Here is a 13,823-nt window from a genome sequence, read left to right on the forward strand (position 1 = left end):
ACAAGCCGAAAGGCCCGGCGAAGCCGGGAAGAACCGGCGAAGCCGGGAGAAAAGCCCGGCGAAGCCGGAAAAGAAAACCCGCCCGGAGAAAGGCCCCGAAGCCCCATTGTGCTGACGGTTCGGGGGTGCTTGTCAAGGCGGGAAAGATGCCTTGACAAGCACCCCCGAACCGCAGGGCGGCTTCGTATAGGGGCACAGGGAGGGGGCCTGGGCCTTTCTCCTCTTTAGGCGTGGATGTAGCTGTTTAAAGCCGCGCGCCAATCCCTTAGTGGGGTAAGTCCTGCGTCTCGCCAGGATGCGTTGGAGAGCAAAGAATAAGCGGGGCGGGGTGCTGGGCGGGGGAATTCTTCGGTGGTGCACGGCTTGACTCGGTCGGGGTCTGCTTCGATTTCTTCGAAGATCGCCCTGGCGAATCCGTACCACGACGTCTCTCCGCCGCCAGTGCAGTGCAGGACCTTTCCTTCAGGTCCGCGTCCCTCGGCGATCGCTCCTGCCAGTTCCCAGAGGCCTTGGGCGAGATCAGCTGACCAGGTCGGTGCGCCTACCTGGTCATCTACCACCGACAGCTGGTCTCGTTCCGATTCCAGCCGCCGGATTGTCTCTACGAAGTTGGCTCCGGTCTTCCCATAAACCCAGCTCGTCCGCACTACCCAGGCCGACGCTCCTGACCCGAGTACCGCGTCCTCCCCTGCGGCCTTAGTCCGCCCATAGGCATTCTTAGGCCCCAAAGCATCATCGACCTCGTACGGCCGATCTCCATCCCCAGGGAATACATAATCCGTAGAGATGTGAATCAACGGCACTCGCCGTGAAGTGCAAGCCGCCGCCAGTACCCGTGGTCCGTCGACGTTCACCGCGAACGCTCTAGCCTCATCCGACTCCGCTGCGTCAACTGCCGTGTAAGCCGCGGCGTTGATCACGACCGGCACCGCACCTGCCGCCGAAGCGCGCTCTGCCAGCTCTCCCACGGCGGCGATCACCTGGCCGGTCGCCGTGATGTCCAGCTCCGCCGACGAAGGTGCCAGCACCTCCGTTTCCGGGCCCGCGGAATTCACCAGGTCCCGGCCTAGCTGGCCAGAACCGCCGGGCACGAGCACTGCCAGCCGCACCGGCGTACCTCCTACTGCGAAAAGGGTTTCAGGACGTGCCGAGCGCGGCGCGGGCCTTCAGCGGCTCCCACCACGCGCGGTTGTCGGCATACCAGCGCACCGTCTCCGCCAAACCGTCCTCGAACGACACCCGCGGAGCGTAACCGAGTTCGCCGCTGATCTTCGCGATGTCGACCGAGTACCGCCGGTCGTGGCCCTTGCGGTCGGCCACCGGTTCGACCATTTCCCAGCCGACGCCGACCGCGGCGAGCAGGCGTTCGGTCAGGTCCCGGTTGGTCAGTTCGGTGCCGCCGCCGATGTTGTAGATCTCGCCGGGACGGCCGCCGTCGGCGACCAGCTGGATTCCGTGGCAGTGGTCGTCCACGTGCAGCCAGTCGCGGACGTTCAGGCCGTCGCCGTACAGCGGGACCTTCTCGCCGTCCAGCAGGTTCGTCACGAACCGAGGGATGACCTTTTCCGGGAACTGGTACGGGCCGTAGTTGTTCGAGCACCGCGTGACGCACACCGGCAAACCGTGCGTCCGGAAGTACGAGCGGGCGATCAGATCCGACGAGGCCTTCGAGGCGGAGTACGGCGAATTCGGCTCCAGTACGTGGTCTTCCGACCACGAACCGTCCTGGATGGACCCGTACACCTCGTCCGTCGAGACGTGCACGAACTTCCCGACCTGCGCCTCCAGCGCCGCCTGCAACAAGGTCTGCGTGCCGAGCACGTTGGTGAGCACGAAGTCCGCCGAGCCGAGGATCGAGCGGTCCACATGGGACTCCGCGGCGAAGTGCACGACCAGGTCGACTCCGCTCATCAGCTCGGCGACCTGCGCGGTGTCGCAGATGTCGCCGCGCACGAAGCGCAACCGCGGGCTGTCGGCGACCGGGGCGAGGTTCGCCTCGCTGCCCGCGTAGGTGAGCTTGTCGAGCACCACCACCTCGGCGTCGGACAGTGTCGGATACGCCCCCGACAGCACCTGCCGCACGTAATGCGAACCGATGAACCCAGCACCGCCCGTGACCAGGACCCGCATCCTCATCCACCCCTTCCGCCCGACCGGGCACTCTCGCCACCAGCCTACGGGTGGCTCACCTGAGACTCGGTAGAGTTCGGCAAAGCGCGAAAAGCGCTGGGCATCCTGGGGAGGAACAGTGGCCGAATGGCCGGGGACGCCGCTGCCGGCGCACCGCGGTCGCGGCGTGCTTGTCGTGCTGCGGCGAAGCGGGAAGATCCTGCTGTCCGTCGTGTCCGTGGTCGTGCTGGCGGTGACCTGGTACGGCTGGCAGTTCATCGGCGACCCGCGGTCCGGCTTCTCCACCACGGCGATCTTCGGCGAACAGCAGCCGCACGCGAAACCGCTCGACGGCGCGATCGACATCCTCCTGGTCGGCCAGGACAGCCGCACCGACGCGCAGGGCAATCCGCTGCCCCGCGAAGTGCTCGACATGCTGCACGCGGGCGAGTCCGACGGCGAAAAGCAGACCGACACGATGATCCTCGTGCACATCCCGCAGAACGGGGAGCACGCGATCGCCATCTCCTTCCCGCGCGACTCCTACGTCGAGATCACCGGCGGCTTCGGCAAGCACAAGCTGAACAGCGCGTACGTCTACGCCTACAACGACACCGCCAAGACGCTGCAGGCCAAGGGCAACGCCGACCTCAAGGACGTCGACGAGAAAGCCAAGCTCGCCGGACGCAAGAACCTCGTCGCGACGCTCGAGAAGTTCATCGGCAAACCGGGCATGATCGACCGCTACGCCGAGGTGAACCTGGCCAGCTTCTACGAGGTCACGAAGGCTATCGGCGGCGTGCAGGTGTGCCTCAAGAACCCGGTGAAGGAAAAGAAGTCGGGTGTCGACCTTCCCGCGGGCAAGCAGACCATCGAGGGCGTCCAGGCGCTCGCGTTCGTCCGCCAGCGCTACGGCCTGCAGAACGGCGACCTCGACCGGATCGCGCGCCAGCAGGCGTTCCTGTCCGGGCTCGCGAGCAAGGTGCTCTCGTCCGAGGTGCTCGCGAACCCGGTGCGGATCGCGCAGCTCATCGAGGCGGTGAAGAAGTCCGTGGTGCTGTCCGCGGGCTGGGACCTGTCCGAGTTCGTCGACCAGATGCGCGGGCTGACCGGCGGAAACGTCGAATTCCACACCATCCCCACCGAGGGCAACGCGGTCATGGGCGGCGCTGACGTGCTGCGCGTCGACCCGGTGAAGGTCCGCGCCGAGATCGACCGGCTGACCTCCGACGGCAGCACCCCGACCTCCAGCAACGCGCCGTTGCCCGGGGCCGCGCAGACCACCGTCGAACTGTTCGACGGCTCCGGCTCGGGCGCCGCCGACCAGGTGCAGACTCTGTTGCAAGGCAAGGGTTTCCAGCTCGGCACCAGCACGAAGCTGTCCACCCGCGCGACGACGGTGCTGCGCTATCACCCGTCGGACGAGGCCGCCGCCGATCTGGTCCGCCAAGCTCTCGGCAGCAACGCTCAGGCCGAGCCGGACGCCGACGTCGCCGCCGGGCACGTCCGGGTGATCCTCGGCAAGGACGCGCGCGACACCGCCGGCGCGCCGGCCACGACGTCCTCGGCTCCTCCTGCGGCACCGCCCGCGTCCTCGCCGTCCGGAGCCCCTCCGTCCAGCCCGTCGACCTCACCCGCGCCGCTCATCACGGCGGGCGATGTTCCCTGCGTCAACTAGAGTCGAGCACCCAGCGTGCCGGTGCGCCGCAGGCCGTACGCTGGTGAACGGGGAGGTAGCCGGGGTGAGCGAAAACCAGGACAAACCGGACCGGACGGCGGATTCCGCCGACAGTCCGGCGGTTTCCGACGCCTCGGACCGCGGATCCGCCGGAACGCCGGAGCCGAAGCACGCGGCCGTCGAGCCTGCTGCCGAGGAATCCGCGTCCGCTGAGCCCGCTGCCGAAGAGTCTGAGCCCCCCGCCGAAGAGGCAGCCGAGGACACCGCCGCGGACGAAACCGAGCCGGTCGCCGAGGGCGCCGCTGCCGCTTCCGAGTGGAAACCCTCGCCGCATCCGCGCGTCGAACTCCCCCAGCCGTCGAACCCGGCCCCGCCGCCGGAACCGCAGCGCCGCTCGGGCCGGGCCACCCGGATCACCCGCCGCGTCGCGATCGGCCTGGTCTCCCTGCTCGCGCTGAGCGGCACGGGCTACGCGTACGTCACCAAGGACAAACTGCAGGACAACGTCGCGACCGCCGACGTCCTCACCCCGCGCGCGGGCGAGCCCCCGGCCCCGCCCGCCGACGACGGCGGCACGGACATCCTGCTCGTCGGCAGCGACGCGCGCACCGACCAGCAGGGCAACCCGCTGCCGCCGAGCATGCTGAAGTCGTTGCGCACCGAGGACAAGGCCGGCATCAATACCGACACAGTCATCCTGCTGCGGATCCCGAAGAACGGCGGCAAGGCGTCCGCGGTGTCGATCCCGCGCGACAGCTGGGTCGACGTGCCCGGCCGCGGCAAGGCGAAGATCAACTCCGCGTACGGCGTCGCCAAGGCGCACGCCGAACAGGAGGAACGCGCGCAGGGCGAGCGCGACCAGGCGAAGATCGCCCGCGATTCGGACGCCGCCGGGCGGCGGGCGCTGGTGCAGACCGTGCAGGACCTCACCCAAGCGCGCATCGACCACTACGCCGAGATCAACCTGCTCGGGTTTTACCTGATCACCGAGGCCGTCGGCGGCGTGCCGGTGTGCCTCAACCACGCGACCTCGGACAAGGACTCCGGCGCGAACTTCCGCCGCGGCGTGCAGACGGTGAGCGGCGGCGAGGCGCTGTCCTTCGTGCGCCAGCGCAAGAACCTGCCGAACGGCGACCTCGACCGGATCAAGCGGCAGCAGGCGTTCCTGTCCTCGGCGCTGCGCAAGGTGCTGTCCGCGGGCACGCTCGCCAATCCGGGCACGCTGAACAGCCTGATGGACGCGGTGCACCGGTCGTTCGTCCTCGACGACAGCCTGGACGTGCTCGAGTTCGCCCAGCAGGTCAAGGGCATCGCGTCCGGCGACCTGACCTTCGCGACGATCCCGGTGATCACCACGAACGGCCGCAGCGAGGACGGGCAGAGCATCGTCGAGGTCGATCCGGCGGCGGTGCGGAAGTTCGTCGCGGGACTGGCCGGACGCACCAGCACCGGCAGCACCGGGGGCGGCGGCGCGGCGGCCGGTGCGGTTTCGCAGAGCCTCGACTCCGGAATCCCGGGCGTGCCCTGCGTCGACTGACGCCGCGACTAGCCTGAGGACATGAGCGAGCTTGCGAGCGAATCATCCAACACTGCGCCTTCGGCTCATGCCGCGCCGAGCGCTAGCGAGGCGGGCGCATGAGCCTCACCGAGCAGCTGCTGCGCCCGCTTCTGTCCTCGCCGGCGAAACCGCTGATCACGCACTACGACGACCGGGTCGGCAGCCGGGTCGAGCTGTCTGTGGCGACGATGCAGAACTGGGCTGCGAAAACGGCGAACTGGCTGGTCGACGAGTTCGACGTGGAGCAGGGCGACGCCGTCGCGGTGCGGCTGCCCGCGCACTGGCAGACCGCGGGCGTGCTGCTCGGCGCGTGGTGGTGCGGAGCCCGCGTGGTCTCGGAGCCCGACGGCGCGCGGGTCGTGTTCACCACCCCGGACGAGGAGATCGACGCCCCGGCCGTCGCGATCGTGTCGCTCGACCCGATGGGCCGCGGCCTGTCGACCCCGCCGTCCGGCGGAGCGCTCGACTACCTCAGCGAAGCCCGGATGTCCGGCGACCAGTTCTTCCCGGCGCAGCCGACTCCTGGCGACACCCCCGCGCTCGGTTCCTCCACAGTGGACGAAGTGTGGGCGGAAGCCACTGCGCGCGCGGCAAAACTCGGCCTGACTGCGGCGGACCGAGTGTTGTCCACAATGGACTGGACGGTGCCGGACGGCGTACTCGACGGCCTGCTCGTTCCGCTCGCCGCCAGCGCGCACCTGGTCCAGGTGACGAACGCCGACCCGGCGAAACTGTCCGCCCGCCGCGAGGCCGAACGCACCACCGCCGACCTGCCCTCGTGAGTGCTGACCATGGCTAGAAACCGTGATCAGCACTCACGACGCGCTCAGGCGCTCTGCAGTTCGTGCGCCCCTTCGCGGCGACGCCGGAACAGCACGTGGTCAAGGGACAGCCGTCCGCCATTGAAGCCCAGCGCCAGCGCGGTGAGGCCGAGCACCAGCACCAGTTCGTAGCCGCCTTCGCCGGTGAGACCGTGCGCCGCGTGCACCGAGATCAGCGCGCCGGCCATGTTGATCGCGTAGCCGATGGCGACCACCGGCAGCAGGAAGCCGACGACGAACGCGATCGAGCCGAGCAGTTCGAGCACGATCACGAGGAACGCGGAGACGCTCGGCAGCGGGATGCCGATCTGGCTGAACATGTCGGCGGTCGCCCCGACGCCGCTGTCCCATTTCTGCAGGCCGTGGGCGAAGAACACCACCGCGATGCCGATCCGGCCGAGCAGCAGCGCGACGTCCTTGACTCGAGTCAACATGGAGACAGCTCCCGATAGGTGAAAATTCAACTGACCAGGCCCACGGTAGGGCGCTGAACACCGCCGCGGGGGTGTCAGCCAGTGATCGACAGGAAACCGACAGGCACCGAAAACTCGCTGTACACCGCGCCCGGCCCGGCGCTACCGTGCCGATAACCGCGGGTATGTGCTGCTCGCGGCCGTGTAGTTCGCTGTTGTTCGCTACCTGCGAGGAGTCCCGATGCGCCGACAGTCCGATCGACCCCAGTTCGGCCTGTCTCCCGCAGCTGAGGACTTCCGCACGCATGAAAACACTGACCATCGGCATCCTGGCACACATCGACGCAGGTAAAACCAGCCTCACCGAACGTCTGCTGTTCGAGACCGGCGTGATCGACCATGCCGGTCGCGTCGACGACGGCGACACCCAGACCGATTCGCTCGACCTCGAACGCAGGCGCGGCATCACCATCAAGTCCGCCGTAGTGGCGGTCAGCACGCCCGGCCACCGGCTCAGCCTCGTGGACACCCCCGGCCACCCCGATTTCATCGCGGAGGTCGAACGCGCCGTCGGCGTGCTCGACGGCGCGGTACTCGTCGTGTCCGCAGTGGAAGGAGTGCAAGCCCAGACCCGCGTGCTGATGCGCACGCTCCTCCGGCTCGGCATTCCGTTGCTGGTATTCGTGAACAAGATCGACCGCACCGGCGCGCGGGAAGCGTCGCTGCTGGAATCCTTGCGTACCAAGCTTTCTCCGCATTGTGTCGCAATGAGCGCGGTAAAGGAGCTCGGCACCGCTAACGCCCACCCAGTGCCACTGCCCTTCGACGAACGACTCGCCGACGCTCTCGCCGGAGACGACGTCTTCCTTGAGTCCTATGTAGCCGGTACAGCGTCTCCTGTGGATTACCGAAAAGCATTGGTGCGCCAGGTATCCACTGCCTCGGTGTATCCAGTCTTCTTCGGCTCCGCAGCCACCGGCGCTGGCGTCGCCGATCTCATTGCTGGTGTTTACGAATTGCTGCCATCTCGCGAACGCCGCGGCGACGGACCGCTCGACGCCACGGTCTTCAAAATCGAACGCGGCCGCTCGGGCGAGAAAATCGCTTACGTACGAATGTTTTCCGGCACCCTGGCAGCACGCCGACCGGTACCTTTCCGCCGCGTGGGCGCGGAAGGTGTCGGCCGCCCGTCGACAGTACGAGTGTTCGAGCACGGCGCGACCCCCGTGTCCGGCGAGGCGCTGGCTGGAGATGTCGCACGCGTCTGGGGCTTGCCGGAGATCCGGATCGGCGACCGATTAGGCGACAGCGCCGACCTGTCTCAGGACCGGTTCTTCGCCCCGCCGAGCCTGGAAACGCTGGTGTACCCGGTCGATCCAGAGCAGACCAGCGCGCTGTACACCGCGCTGACCCGACTGTCCGAACAGGACCCGTTGATCAGCATCCGCCGACAGGATCAGGAAATCACCGTCCGCCTGTACGGCGAGGTACAGAAAGAAGTCATCCGGACGACCCTCGCCGAAGAGTTCGGCATCGCCGCCGAATTCGAGGAGTCACGACCGCTGCTGGTCGAACGTCTACATGGGACTGGGCATCGCGTGCGCCGTCCCGCCCCGGACGAGCGTGTGTTCTTCTGGGCCACCGTCGGACTCCGCGTCGAACCCGGCCCGCCCGGCTCCGGTACCGACTACCGGCTGGAAGTCGAACTAGGCTCGCTGCCGCTTTCCTTCCACACGGCCATTGAGGACACTGTCCACGAGGTCCTGCACGAGGGTTTGCACGGCCGGGAAGTGATCGACTGCGTGGTCACCCTCACCGACACCGCGTTCTACCCACCAGCCAGCACCGCCGGCGATTTCCGCGGCATGACACGGTTGGTTCTGCAGGAGGCGCTTCGTCAAGCCGGAACCCGCGTGTACGAACCAGTCCACGCGTTCGAACTGGAGGCTCCGGCTTCCGCGATCAGCGCCGTACTGCGCAAGCTAATCGAGCTACGCGCAGTCCCCGGCGAACCAGTGATCACCGGCGATCGGTGCACTGTGGACGGTCATCTCCCCGCCGTCTCAGCGCACGAATTGGAACAAGCACTGCCCGCGCTCACCCAAGGCGAGGGCACGTTGGTCACCAGTTTCGCCGAGTACCGGCTCAAGCCGGGTGGCGGCGGGCCAGGTCGAGTTCCGTCCAGCCGCCGTGGGCGGACAACAGCGTGAGAACGCGCTCCGCGAGGGCCGAAAACCGGCGCAGGTCCTCGTGGAGCGCCTTCGCGCGGGTGGAGTCGAGCGGGGCGTGGTCGTCCCACCAGAGGCAGATGACCGCGCTCGCGCACAGCACCAGCGGCTGAACGATGTCCGTGAACTCCGCGGACGGCTCGGCCGTTTCCCGGCACGTGCTCTCGATTTCGTCGCACGCGTCGAGCAGTTCGCGCAACGGACCCACCGCGCCGGACGGGGTGCCGTCCCACGACGCGGTGGGCCACGCGCGGTCGCTCAGCTCGAGCCAGAGCCGCCATCCGGCGACCAGCTCGGCCTCGTCGTGCGGCGTCCAGGTGTCGGGGAGCAGCCAGAACATGTCACCGACTGTGACACCGGAGCCGGAGTCCGCACAACCAGGTCGGCGAAAGTGTTCGCGTTTATACCCCGGGGCGGGGGTATCTCAGCTGATCACCGGGGGCACGAACATGCAGTTGGGCTTTTTCGCGTGCTGCGGGTCGAGTGCGTTGAGCACCTCGCGCTGCGCGATCGGGTCGTAGGTGATGCCGAGGTGGTCGGTGTAGTCGAGCCCGCAGACGTCCTGGAGGACGAGGTTTTTCACGTTGGGCGCGGGCTTGAGGAACGCGTTGGTGTACGGGGTGACAACGTCGTCATACCTGGTCTGGATGACGGTGTAGTCGACGCCCGGAACTGTGTCGCCGCCGGCGTTGAGATCTTTGAGGAACGCCGACCCGGTCGACTGCTCATTGCAAGCCGCACAAGCCACGCCGACGAGATCGCGCGCGGGCGGGATCGCCTGGATCGCGGTGAGCAGCCCGAACAGGCTGGTGCCGTAGTTGGACGGAGACAGCCCGATCAGCTTGCCGATCTTGCTCGCGCCGCCGAGGTACTTGATCCAGTAGCGCGGGTTCATCCCGCCCTGCGAATGCCCGACGACGTCGAGCTTCGAGGCCCCCGTGGCCTGGAGAATCTTGTCCCCGAAGGTCGCGAGCTGGCCCGCCGTCCCGGCGACCGGACCCACCGTCTGCAGGAACGCCCCCGGCGACCCGCCGAAGTTCCCCGCGAACACGCAGTACCCCTCGTCGGCGAGCCGCTGGGAGAGGTTCGCCCAGTTCTCGTACGCGTTGGCCGTGGTGCCGTTGGACAGCAGCACCGGGTTCGGATGCTCCGCGGAAGGTTTGCAGTTCCAGTCGTTGGCCCCCGGCGGCGCGATCGTCGGCTGCCCGGCCGAGTAGATCGCCGCGGCGATGATGTTCGGCTGCACCGGACCGGTCGGTTCTTTCCCGGTCGCTGCCACCGCGGTGCCCCCGCCGAGCGCGACCACCGCCGCTGCCAGGAGGACCATGCCCCGTCCGAACGCGCGTACGCCCATTCCGTTTCACCTCTCTGTGAACCCGACGCTTTGGTTAACGCGGAACACGAGAAAGGGAAACGCGGTTACTAGTTTTTATCGCAAACTGACGAGTGCCCGGTTCACCGCATCGATCAAGGAGGCCCGATTTCCCGGGTAGACGCTAATCTGCGCCTCGCCACCGTTGGTGGTCTGGAAGCTCAACACCCGCCCGCGCCCACTGAGATCAAGCACCGAGAGCGGCGAGCTGTACCTCCGCTCGCCTCGCCCATCGCGGACCGCGGCATGCAACTGATGCACCGCGTCGCGCGGCGCCCGCATCAGATACCGCAACTCGTCCGCCTCGCCACCCTCCTCAGCCAACGGGTCCGCCCCGCCGTTGTCGTAGTACTCCCGGCTGACCCGCATCGCCCGCACGGAGGCCGGCGGACATTCCGGCATCGCCATGACCAAACAAGCCGCCAACTCGTCCGGCGACACCGGATCCAGCTGAACGAACTCCGAGTCGGTAATCAACCGAACGGCGTCGGGTTTGGTCGCCGCGACGAGAATCGCCCCGTTGTCCTCCTGATGGGTGCCGAAGTCAGTCCACCCGTACACCTCATGCCGCGCCGTCGCGAGCAGCTTGAGCGTGCCTCGCAACGCATCCGCCGTCCCGCCAAGGTCTTCGAGAAGCCCGCGCGTCCGCTTCGCCCGCTCGGCCGCGCCTTCCTCGGTGAGATACATCGGGGTGTCCTCAACCACCACCGGCGCTTTCCCGAGGTTTTCCTCGTGCCACAGCGCCAAAAACACCGACCGCGGCATCCGCAGCGGTCTGTCGATGATCGTCATCGAGCCCCTCAACCACCAATCGTCGGAGGCGTAGGAGGCAGCCCGGTCCGGGGGTCGAGGGTCCGCTCGCCGTTCTCGTCAACGAGCGAGAAGGCCGAGTCGTCGTCGATTCCGTACTTGCGTTGGTGTTCCTTGTCTTCCTCGCCTTTGCCTTTTCCTGCGCCGGCCATGCCACCCATTCCGGGTGCGCCCTTGGCTCCAGCCGCGCCCTTGCCCGCCGCTCCGGCCCCTCCGCGGACCGCACCTTCTTCACCCGCGCCGACCCCGGCTCCGGCTCCTACGCCTGTGCCTGTGCCCGCACCCGCACCGCCGCCAAGCCGAGCCGCGATCCCGCCACTGCGCCCCGCGGTTTCGCCTGCTCCACCGAACGGCCCAAACCCGCCCGGCGTCCAGGTACTACCGCCGCTGTTGCCTGTGCCGGTGCTGTTGCCGGTGCCGTTGCCCCAGGAAGTCGGCGTCGACGGAGTCCAGTTCGACCCACCACCCCGATCAACCGACGGCGGAGTCCACCCAGCCGTCGAAGTCCCATCACCATCCCCCGGCCGATACCCCGGCGGCACCGTGACACCTCCCGGCGGGTACGACACCCCACCGGGTCCGCCAGTAACCCCAGACCCACTACCCCCAGGCCCGCTGGTTCCCGGCCCACCGGTTCCCGGGCCGCTGGTCCCTGGCCCGCTGGTTCCTGGCCCATTCCCGGGCCCGCCAACGGCCCCCGGCCCCCTCCCAGGCCCACCAGAATCCTGCCCGCCTTTTCGATAGACCTTCTCGTGCGACCCGGTCTTGCCCTTGCCGCGATCTTCCCCGGAGTCGATCTTGAGATTCTGCCCGTCGAACCCGGAAACCTGACCGTAATTGCTATTCAACCCCTGACCATTGGTCTTAGCCTGGTCAGCGTACTTCTGATACCGCTCGACATTGTGATTGGCAGCAGCGTTGTACTCGTTGATCTGCTTCTCGGTATCAGTGTCCCAGGGAGTCCCCTGGTCCCAAAGATTCTTGTGCGGAGGCGTGGGAGGCATCGCCTGCAACGCGATCTTCATGTCGTTGTAGCCGTGCGTGGTGTCGACCAACTTCTGCCCATTGACCACGTACGCCTGCGCAGAAGTAGAAGAAGCATCCGACAACGGCCTCAACCGAGCCCGAGCCGCGTCCGCACCGTCGCCGGTCCAGACAGATTCCAGCATGGTGGTGATCTGCTGTGCGTCGTCGCTGTTCTGGTTGTGCTCCTGGATCATCTTCTGAACCATGGAACTACCACTGTCCCACGACGACGTTCCGGGCCCTTGCTGAACCTGCTGCACAATCGCCGGCGCCGGAAGAGCTTGATCACCGAGGTTCCCGTGGTAGAAGTCGGAAAACCAGTTCCCAGCGTCCTTGAGCCGATCGTTGACCCAGTCATCCGCGTCACTGATCCGGTCGCCAATCCACTGGGCGCTCTCGCCGATGAAGTCGAAGAACCCCATCGGTCACTCACCCGCCTTCTTCTTCAGATTGGTGACCACCATGTCCGCAACGACCGCCGCCGCATCACACGGATCCGTCTTGCCGATCTGCGAATAGCCAAGCGTGACTGATGCATCAATTGTTTTCTGGTCACTAATACCAACAGTCACTTGACAGAAAGAATTTTTCCCTGCCTGCTGCTGATAAACCGAAGAAGCTACAGCTGGAAGGCCTTGAATAGGGGACAACGGGCGCCATAACTTCGACTGTGGCTTCGTGTTCGCATATACCGCGCTTAACCCATCTGCCACCTTGGTCGTATAGAGCACCGTAGCCAATGAGCCGGCATCCTTGTTCGACCAATGACACTCTGCCCCGAGTGCTGGGTTGTCGGCATGTTCACCCTGCGTCGGCTTCCCGAGAAGAGTGTTCACCTGCTCCGAAGTAAGCGCACCGTCACACGGATGCACGGACAACACCGACTCCGGCAATGGATGCTCCACCTTCGGAGCACCCGCATACGGCAACGTCTTGCCCGCTGCGGAAGATGACGGGGGAGCATTCGTCGCGCCAGGAGAAGTACTTGGCGTCGAACCGCCGGAGCACCCCGCCAGCAATACAGCCGTCGCGACGCTGACAACCGAGACCGAGAACCGCATCCTCATCCAAGTAGCCCCTTGCCCTGCTCGGTCTCTCCGACAGCCTTCACGTCCGCAGCTGCATGGCTGTCCGATTCGCTGACGATGCCCAATGCCTTCTCCAGGCGGCCAATCAACTCCACCATGTACTGGTCCATGGCATTCAGCGAGTCCCTGCCCGCTGAGAAAGTGGTGACCGCCTGCTGGTTGAATCCCACGCTTCCCGGGTCCGGCGAGGGCGGAGTGAGCCTGGCCAGCGCTTGCGCATCCGCCTGCATCTTCGCCACGTTTTCCCTGAGCCTCTTCGCCCGCTCGAGGAGCGAACGAGCCTCATCCGGACTCAGGGTGAATCCGGCACCTGCCTTCGTGGCAGATGCCACCGCGGCAGCGTCCGACACCCCCTGAGCGACGTTCATCGCAGTGCCCACGACGGTGATCGGCAGCCCGGTCAGCCACCCGGTCGTTTCTATCGCTTTCCCCAGGCCGTCCTCAGCCATGCCTGCCCCTCCCGTGCCCGTGCACCGCCTCTTGACCAGGCAACCAGTCAGAGGCCCCTCCGGATGCCACTGTAACCAACTGCTCACACCGGGGTGCCGGAAACAGGCAAACTCACCCCACTGTGCGCTACGCCGAGCAGCCCAATGAGGTTCACCCCGAATGGTGGACAGGGGCTTACGAGGGGTTCAGGCAGCCGTTCGGAGTGCCTGCTCGAAGTTGTCGGGGCTGAGCATCCCGATAGCGGAGTGCCGCCGCACACTGTTGTAGAAA

Annotated in this window: 13 protein-coding genes; 4 read left to right on the forward strand and 9 right to left on the reverse strand. The window is 66.7% G+C overall.

All coding sequences use genetic code 11. The features are described from left to right. Nucleotides 1–224 precede the first annotated feature (224 nt). Nucleotides 225–1,109 carry a dTDP-4-dehydrorhamnose reductase gene (rfbD, locus tag PUT80_RS41140; RefSeq protein WP_275295370.1) on the reverse strand — a complete coding sequence of 295 codons (885 nt, stop codon included), beginning with the start codon at nucleotides 1,107–1,109 and terminating at the stop codon, nucleotides 225–227. Between the two features lie 28 nt (nucleotides 1,110–1,137). Next, the gene (rfbB, locus tag PUT80_RS41145) at nucleotides 1,138–2,130 is read right to left on the reverse strand and encodes a dTDP-glucose 4,6-dehydratase (protein ID WP_275295378.1); all 993 of its coding nucleotides are present in this window, start codon (nucleotides 2,128–2,130) and stop codon (nucleotides 1,138–1,140) included. A 118-nt stretch (nucleotides 2,131–2,248) separates the two neighbouring features. On the opposite strand from rfbB, the gene PUT80_RS41150 reads away from it, so the two are divergent. The 3 genes from PUT80_RS41150 (at nucleotide 2,249) to PUT80_RS41160 (ending at nucleotide 6,127) form a co-directional block, all read left to right on the forward strand. Further along, nucleotides 2,249–3,787, forward strand: a complete 1,539-nt coding sequence (locus PUT80_RS41150; protein ID WP_275295371.1) for an LCP family protein — start codon at nucleotides 2,249–2,251, stop codon at nucleotides 3,785–3,787. Nucleotides 3,788–3,851: 64 nt separating this feature from the next. Further along, entirely contained in the window at nucleotides 3,852–5,324 is a 1,473-nt protein-coding gene (locus PUT80_RS41155; protein ID WP_275295372.1) for an LCP family protein, read from the forward strand. 98 nt (nucleotides 5,325–5,422) lie between these two features. Then, nucleotides 5,423–6,127, forward strand: coding sequence for a TIGR03089 family protein (locus tag PUT80_RS41160; protein WP_275295373.1), 705 nt, complete (start codon nucleotides 5,423–5,425; stop codon nucleotides 6,125–6,127). Between the two features lie 44 nt (nucleotides 6,128–6,171). On the opposite strand, the gene PUT80_RS41165 is transcribed toward PUT80_RS41160, so the two are convergent. Next, the gene (locus tag PUT80_RS41165; RefSeq protein WP_037815987.1) at nucleotides 6,172–6,600 is read right to left on the reverse strand and encodes a DoxX family protein; all 429 of its coding nucleotides are present in this window, start codon (nucleotides 6,598–6,600) and stop codon (nucleotides 6,172–6,174) included. A 146-nt stretch (nucleotides 6,601–6,746) separates the two neighbouring features. Here PUT80_RS41165 and PUT80_RS41170 point away from each other — a divergent pair, with 146 nt between their 5' ends. Further along, complete coding sequence (locus tag PUT80_RS41170) at nucleotides 6,747–8,789, forward strand: translation factor GTPase family protein (RefSeq protein ID WP_343076917.1); 2,043 nt, start codon at nucleotides 6,747–6,749, stop codon at nucleotides 8,787–8,789. Here PUT80_RS41170 and PUT80_RS41175 read toward each other — a convergent pair. From PUT80_RS41175 to PUT80_RS41200, 6 genes are all read right to left on the reverse strand, one after another. Beyond that, nucleotides 8,725–9,147: a hypothetical protein gene (locus PUT80_RS41175; protein ID WP_134668777.1), complete on the reverse strand. Its 423-nt coding sequence runs from the start codon at nucleotides 9,145–9,147 to the stop codon at nucleotides 8,725–8,727. The two genes, PUT80_RS41170 and PUT80_RS41175, sit on opposite strands and share 65 nt — an antisense overlap. Before the next feature lie 84 nt (nucleotides 9,148–9,231). Beyond that, the gene (locus PUT80_RS41180; protein WP_275295374.1) at nucleotides 9,232–10,161 is read right to left on the reverse strand and encodes an alpha/beta fold hydrolase; all 930 of its coding nucleotides are present in this window, start codon (nucleotides 10,159–10,161) and stop codon (nucleotides 9,232–9,234) included. A 75-nt stretch (nucleotides 10,162–10,236) separates the two neighbouring features. Continuing rightward, nucleotides 10,237–10,971, reverse strand: coding sequence for an ESX secretion-associated protein EspG (locus PUT80_RS41185; RefSeq protein ID WP_275295375.1), 735 nt, complete (start codon nucleotides 10,969–10,971; stop codon nucleotides 10,237–10,239). Between the two features lie 8 nt (nucleotides 10,972–10,979). Next, nucleotides 10,980–12,437 (reverse strand): hypothetical protein, encoded by a 1,458-nt coding sequence (locus PUT80_RS41190; RefSeq protein WP_275295376.1) that lies wholly within the window; start codon nucleotides 12,435–12,437, stop codon nucleotides 10,980–10,982. Nucleotides 12,438–12,440: 3 nt separating this feature from the next. Next, nucleotides 12,441–13,082, reverse strand: a complete 642-nt coding sequence (locus tag PUT80_RS41195) for a DUF3558 domain-containing protein (RefSeq protein WP_275295377.1) — start codon at nucleotides 13,080–13,082, stop codon at nucleotides 12,441–12,443. Beyond that, a complete protein-coding gene (locus PUT80_RS41200; protein WP_037815995.1) occupies nucleotides 13,079–13,552 on the reverse strand; it encodes a hypothetical protein in 474 nt (157 codons plus the stop codon). The genes PUT80_RS41195 and PUT80_RS41200 overlap by 4 nt, the downstream gene beginning before the upstream one ends. Between the last annotated feature and the right edge of the window lie 271 nt (nucleotides 13,553–13,823).

Source organism: Amycolatopsis sp. La24, from assembly GCF_029087445.1.
GTDB classification, from domain to species: domain Bacteria; phylum Actinomycetota; class Actinomycetes; order Mycobacteriales; family Pseudonocardiaceae; genus Amycolatopsis; species Amycolatopsis nivea.

Bases quoted from the DNA above. Each gene is read 5' to 3' on its own strand.
- rfbB (WP_275295378.1), bottom strand. From the start codon at position 2,130: ATGCGGGTCCTGGTCACGGGCGGTGCTGGGTTCATCGGTTCGCATTAC.
- PUT80_RS41160 (WP_275295373.1), top strand. From the start codon at position 5,423: ATGAGCCTCACCGAGCAGCTGCTGCGCCCGCTTCTGTCCTCGCCGGCG.
- PUT80_RS41165 (WP_037815987.1), bottom strand. From the start codon at position 6,600: ATGTTGACTCGAGTCAAGGACGTCGCGCTGCTGCTCGGCCGGATCGGC.
- PUT80_RS41175 (WP_134668777.1), bottom strand. From the start codon at position 9,147: ATGTTCTGGCTGCTCCCCGACACCTGGACGCCGCACGACGAGGCCGAG.
- PUT80_RS41180 (WP_275295374.1), bottom strand. From the start codon at position 10,161: ATGGGCGTACGCGCGTTCGGACGGGGCATGGTCCTCCTGGCAGCGGCG.
- PUT80_RS41185 (WP_275295375.1), bottom strand. From the start codon at position 10,971: ATGACGATCATCGACAGACCGCTGCGGATGCCGCGGTCGGTGTTTTTG.
- PUT80_RS41190 (WP_275295376.1), bottom strand. From the start codon at position 12,437: ATGGGGTTCTTCGACTTCATCGGCGAGAGCGCCCAGTGGATTGGCGAC.
- PUT80_RS41195 (WP_275295377.1), bottom strand. From the start codon at position 13,082: ATGAGGATGCGGTTCTCGGTCTCGGTTGTCAGCGTCGCGACGGCTGTA.
- PUT80_RS41200 (WP_037815995.1), bottom strand. From the start codon at position 13,552: ATGGCTGAGGACGGCCTGGGGAAAGCGATAGAAACGACCGGGTGGCTG.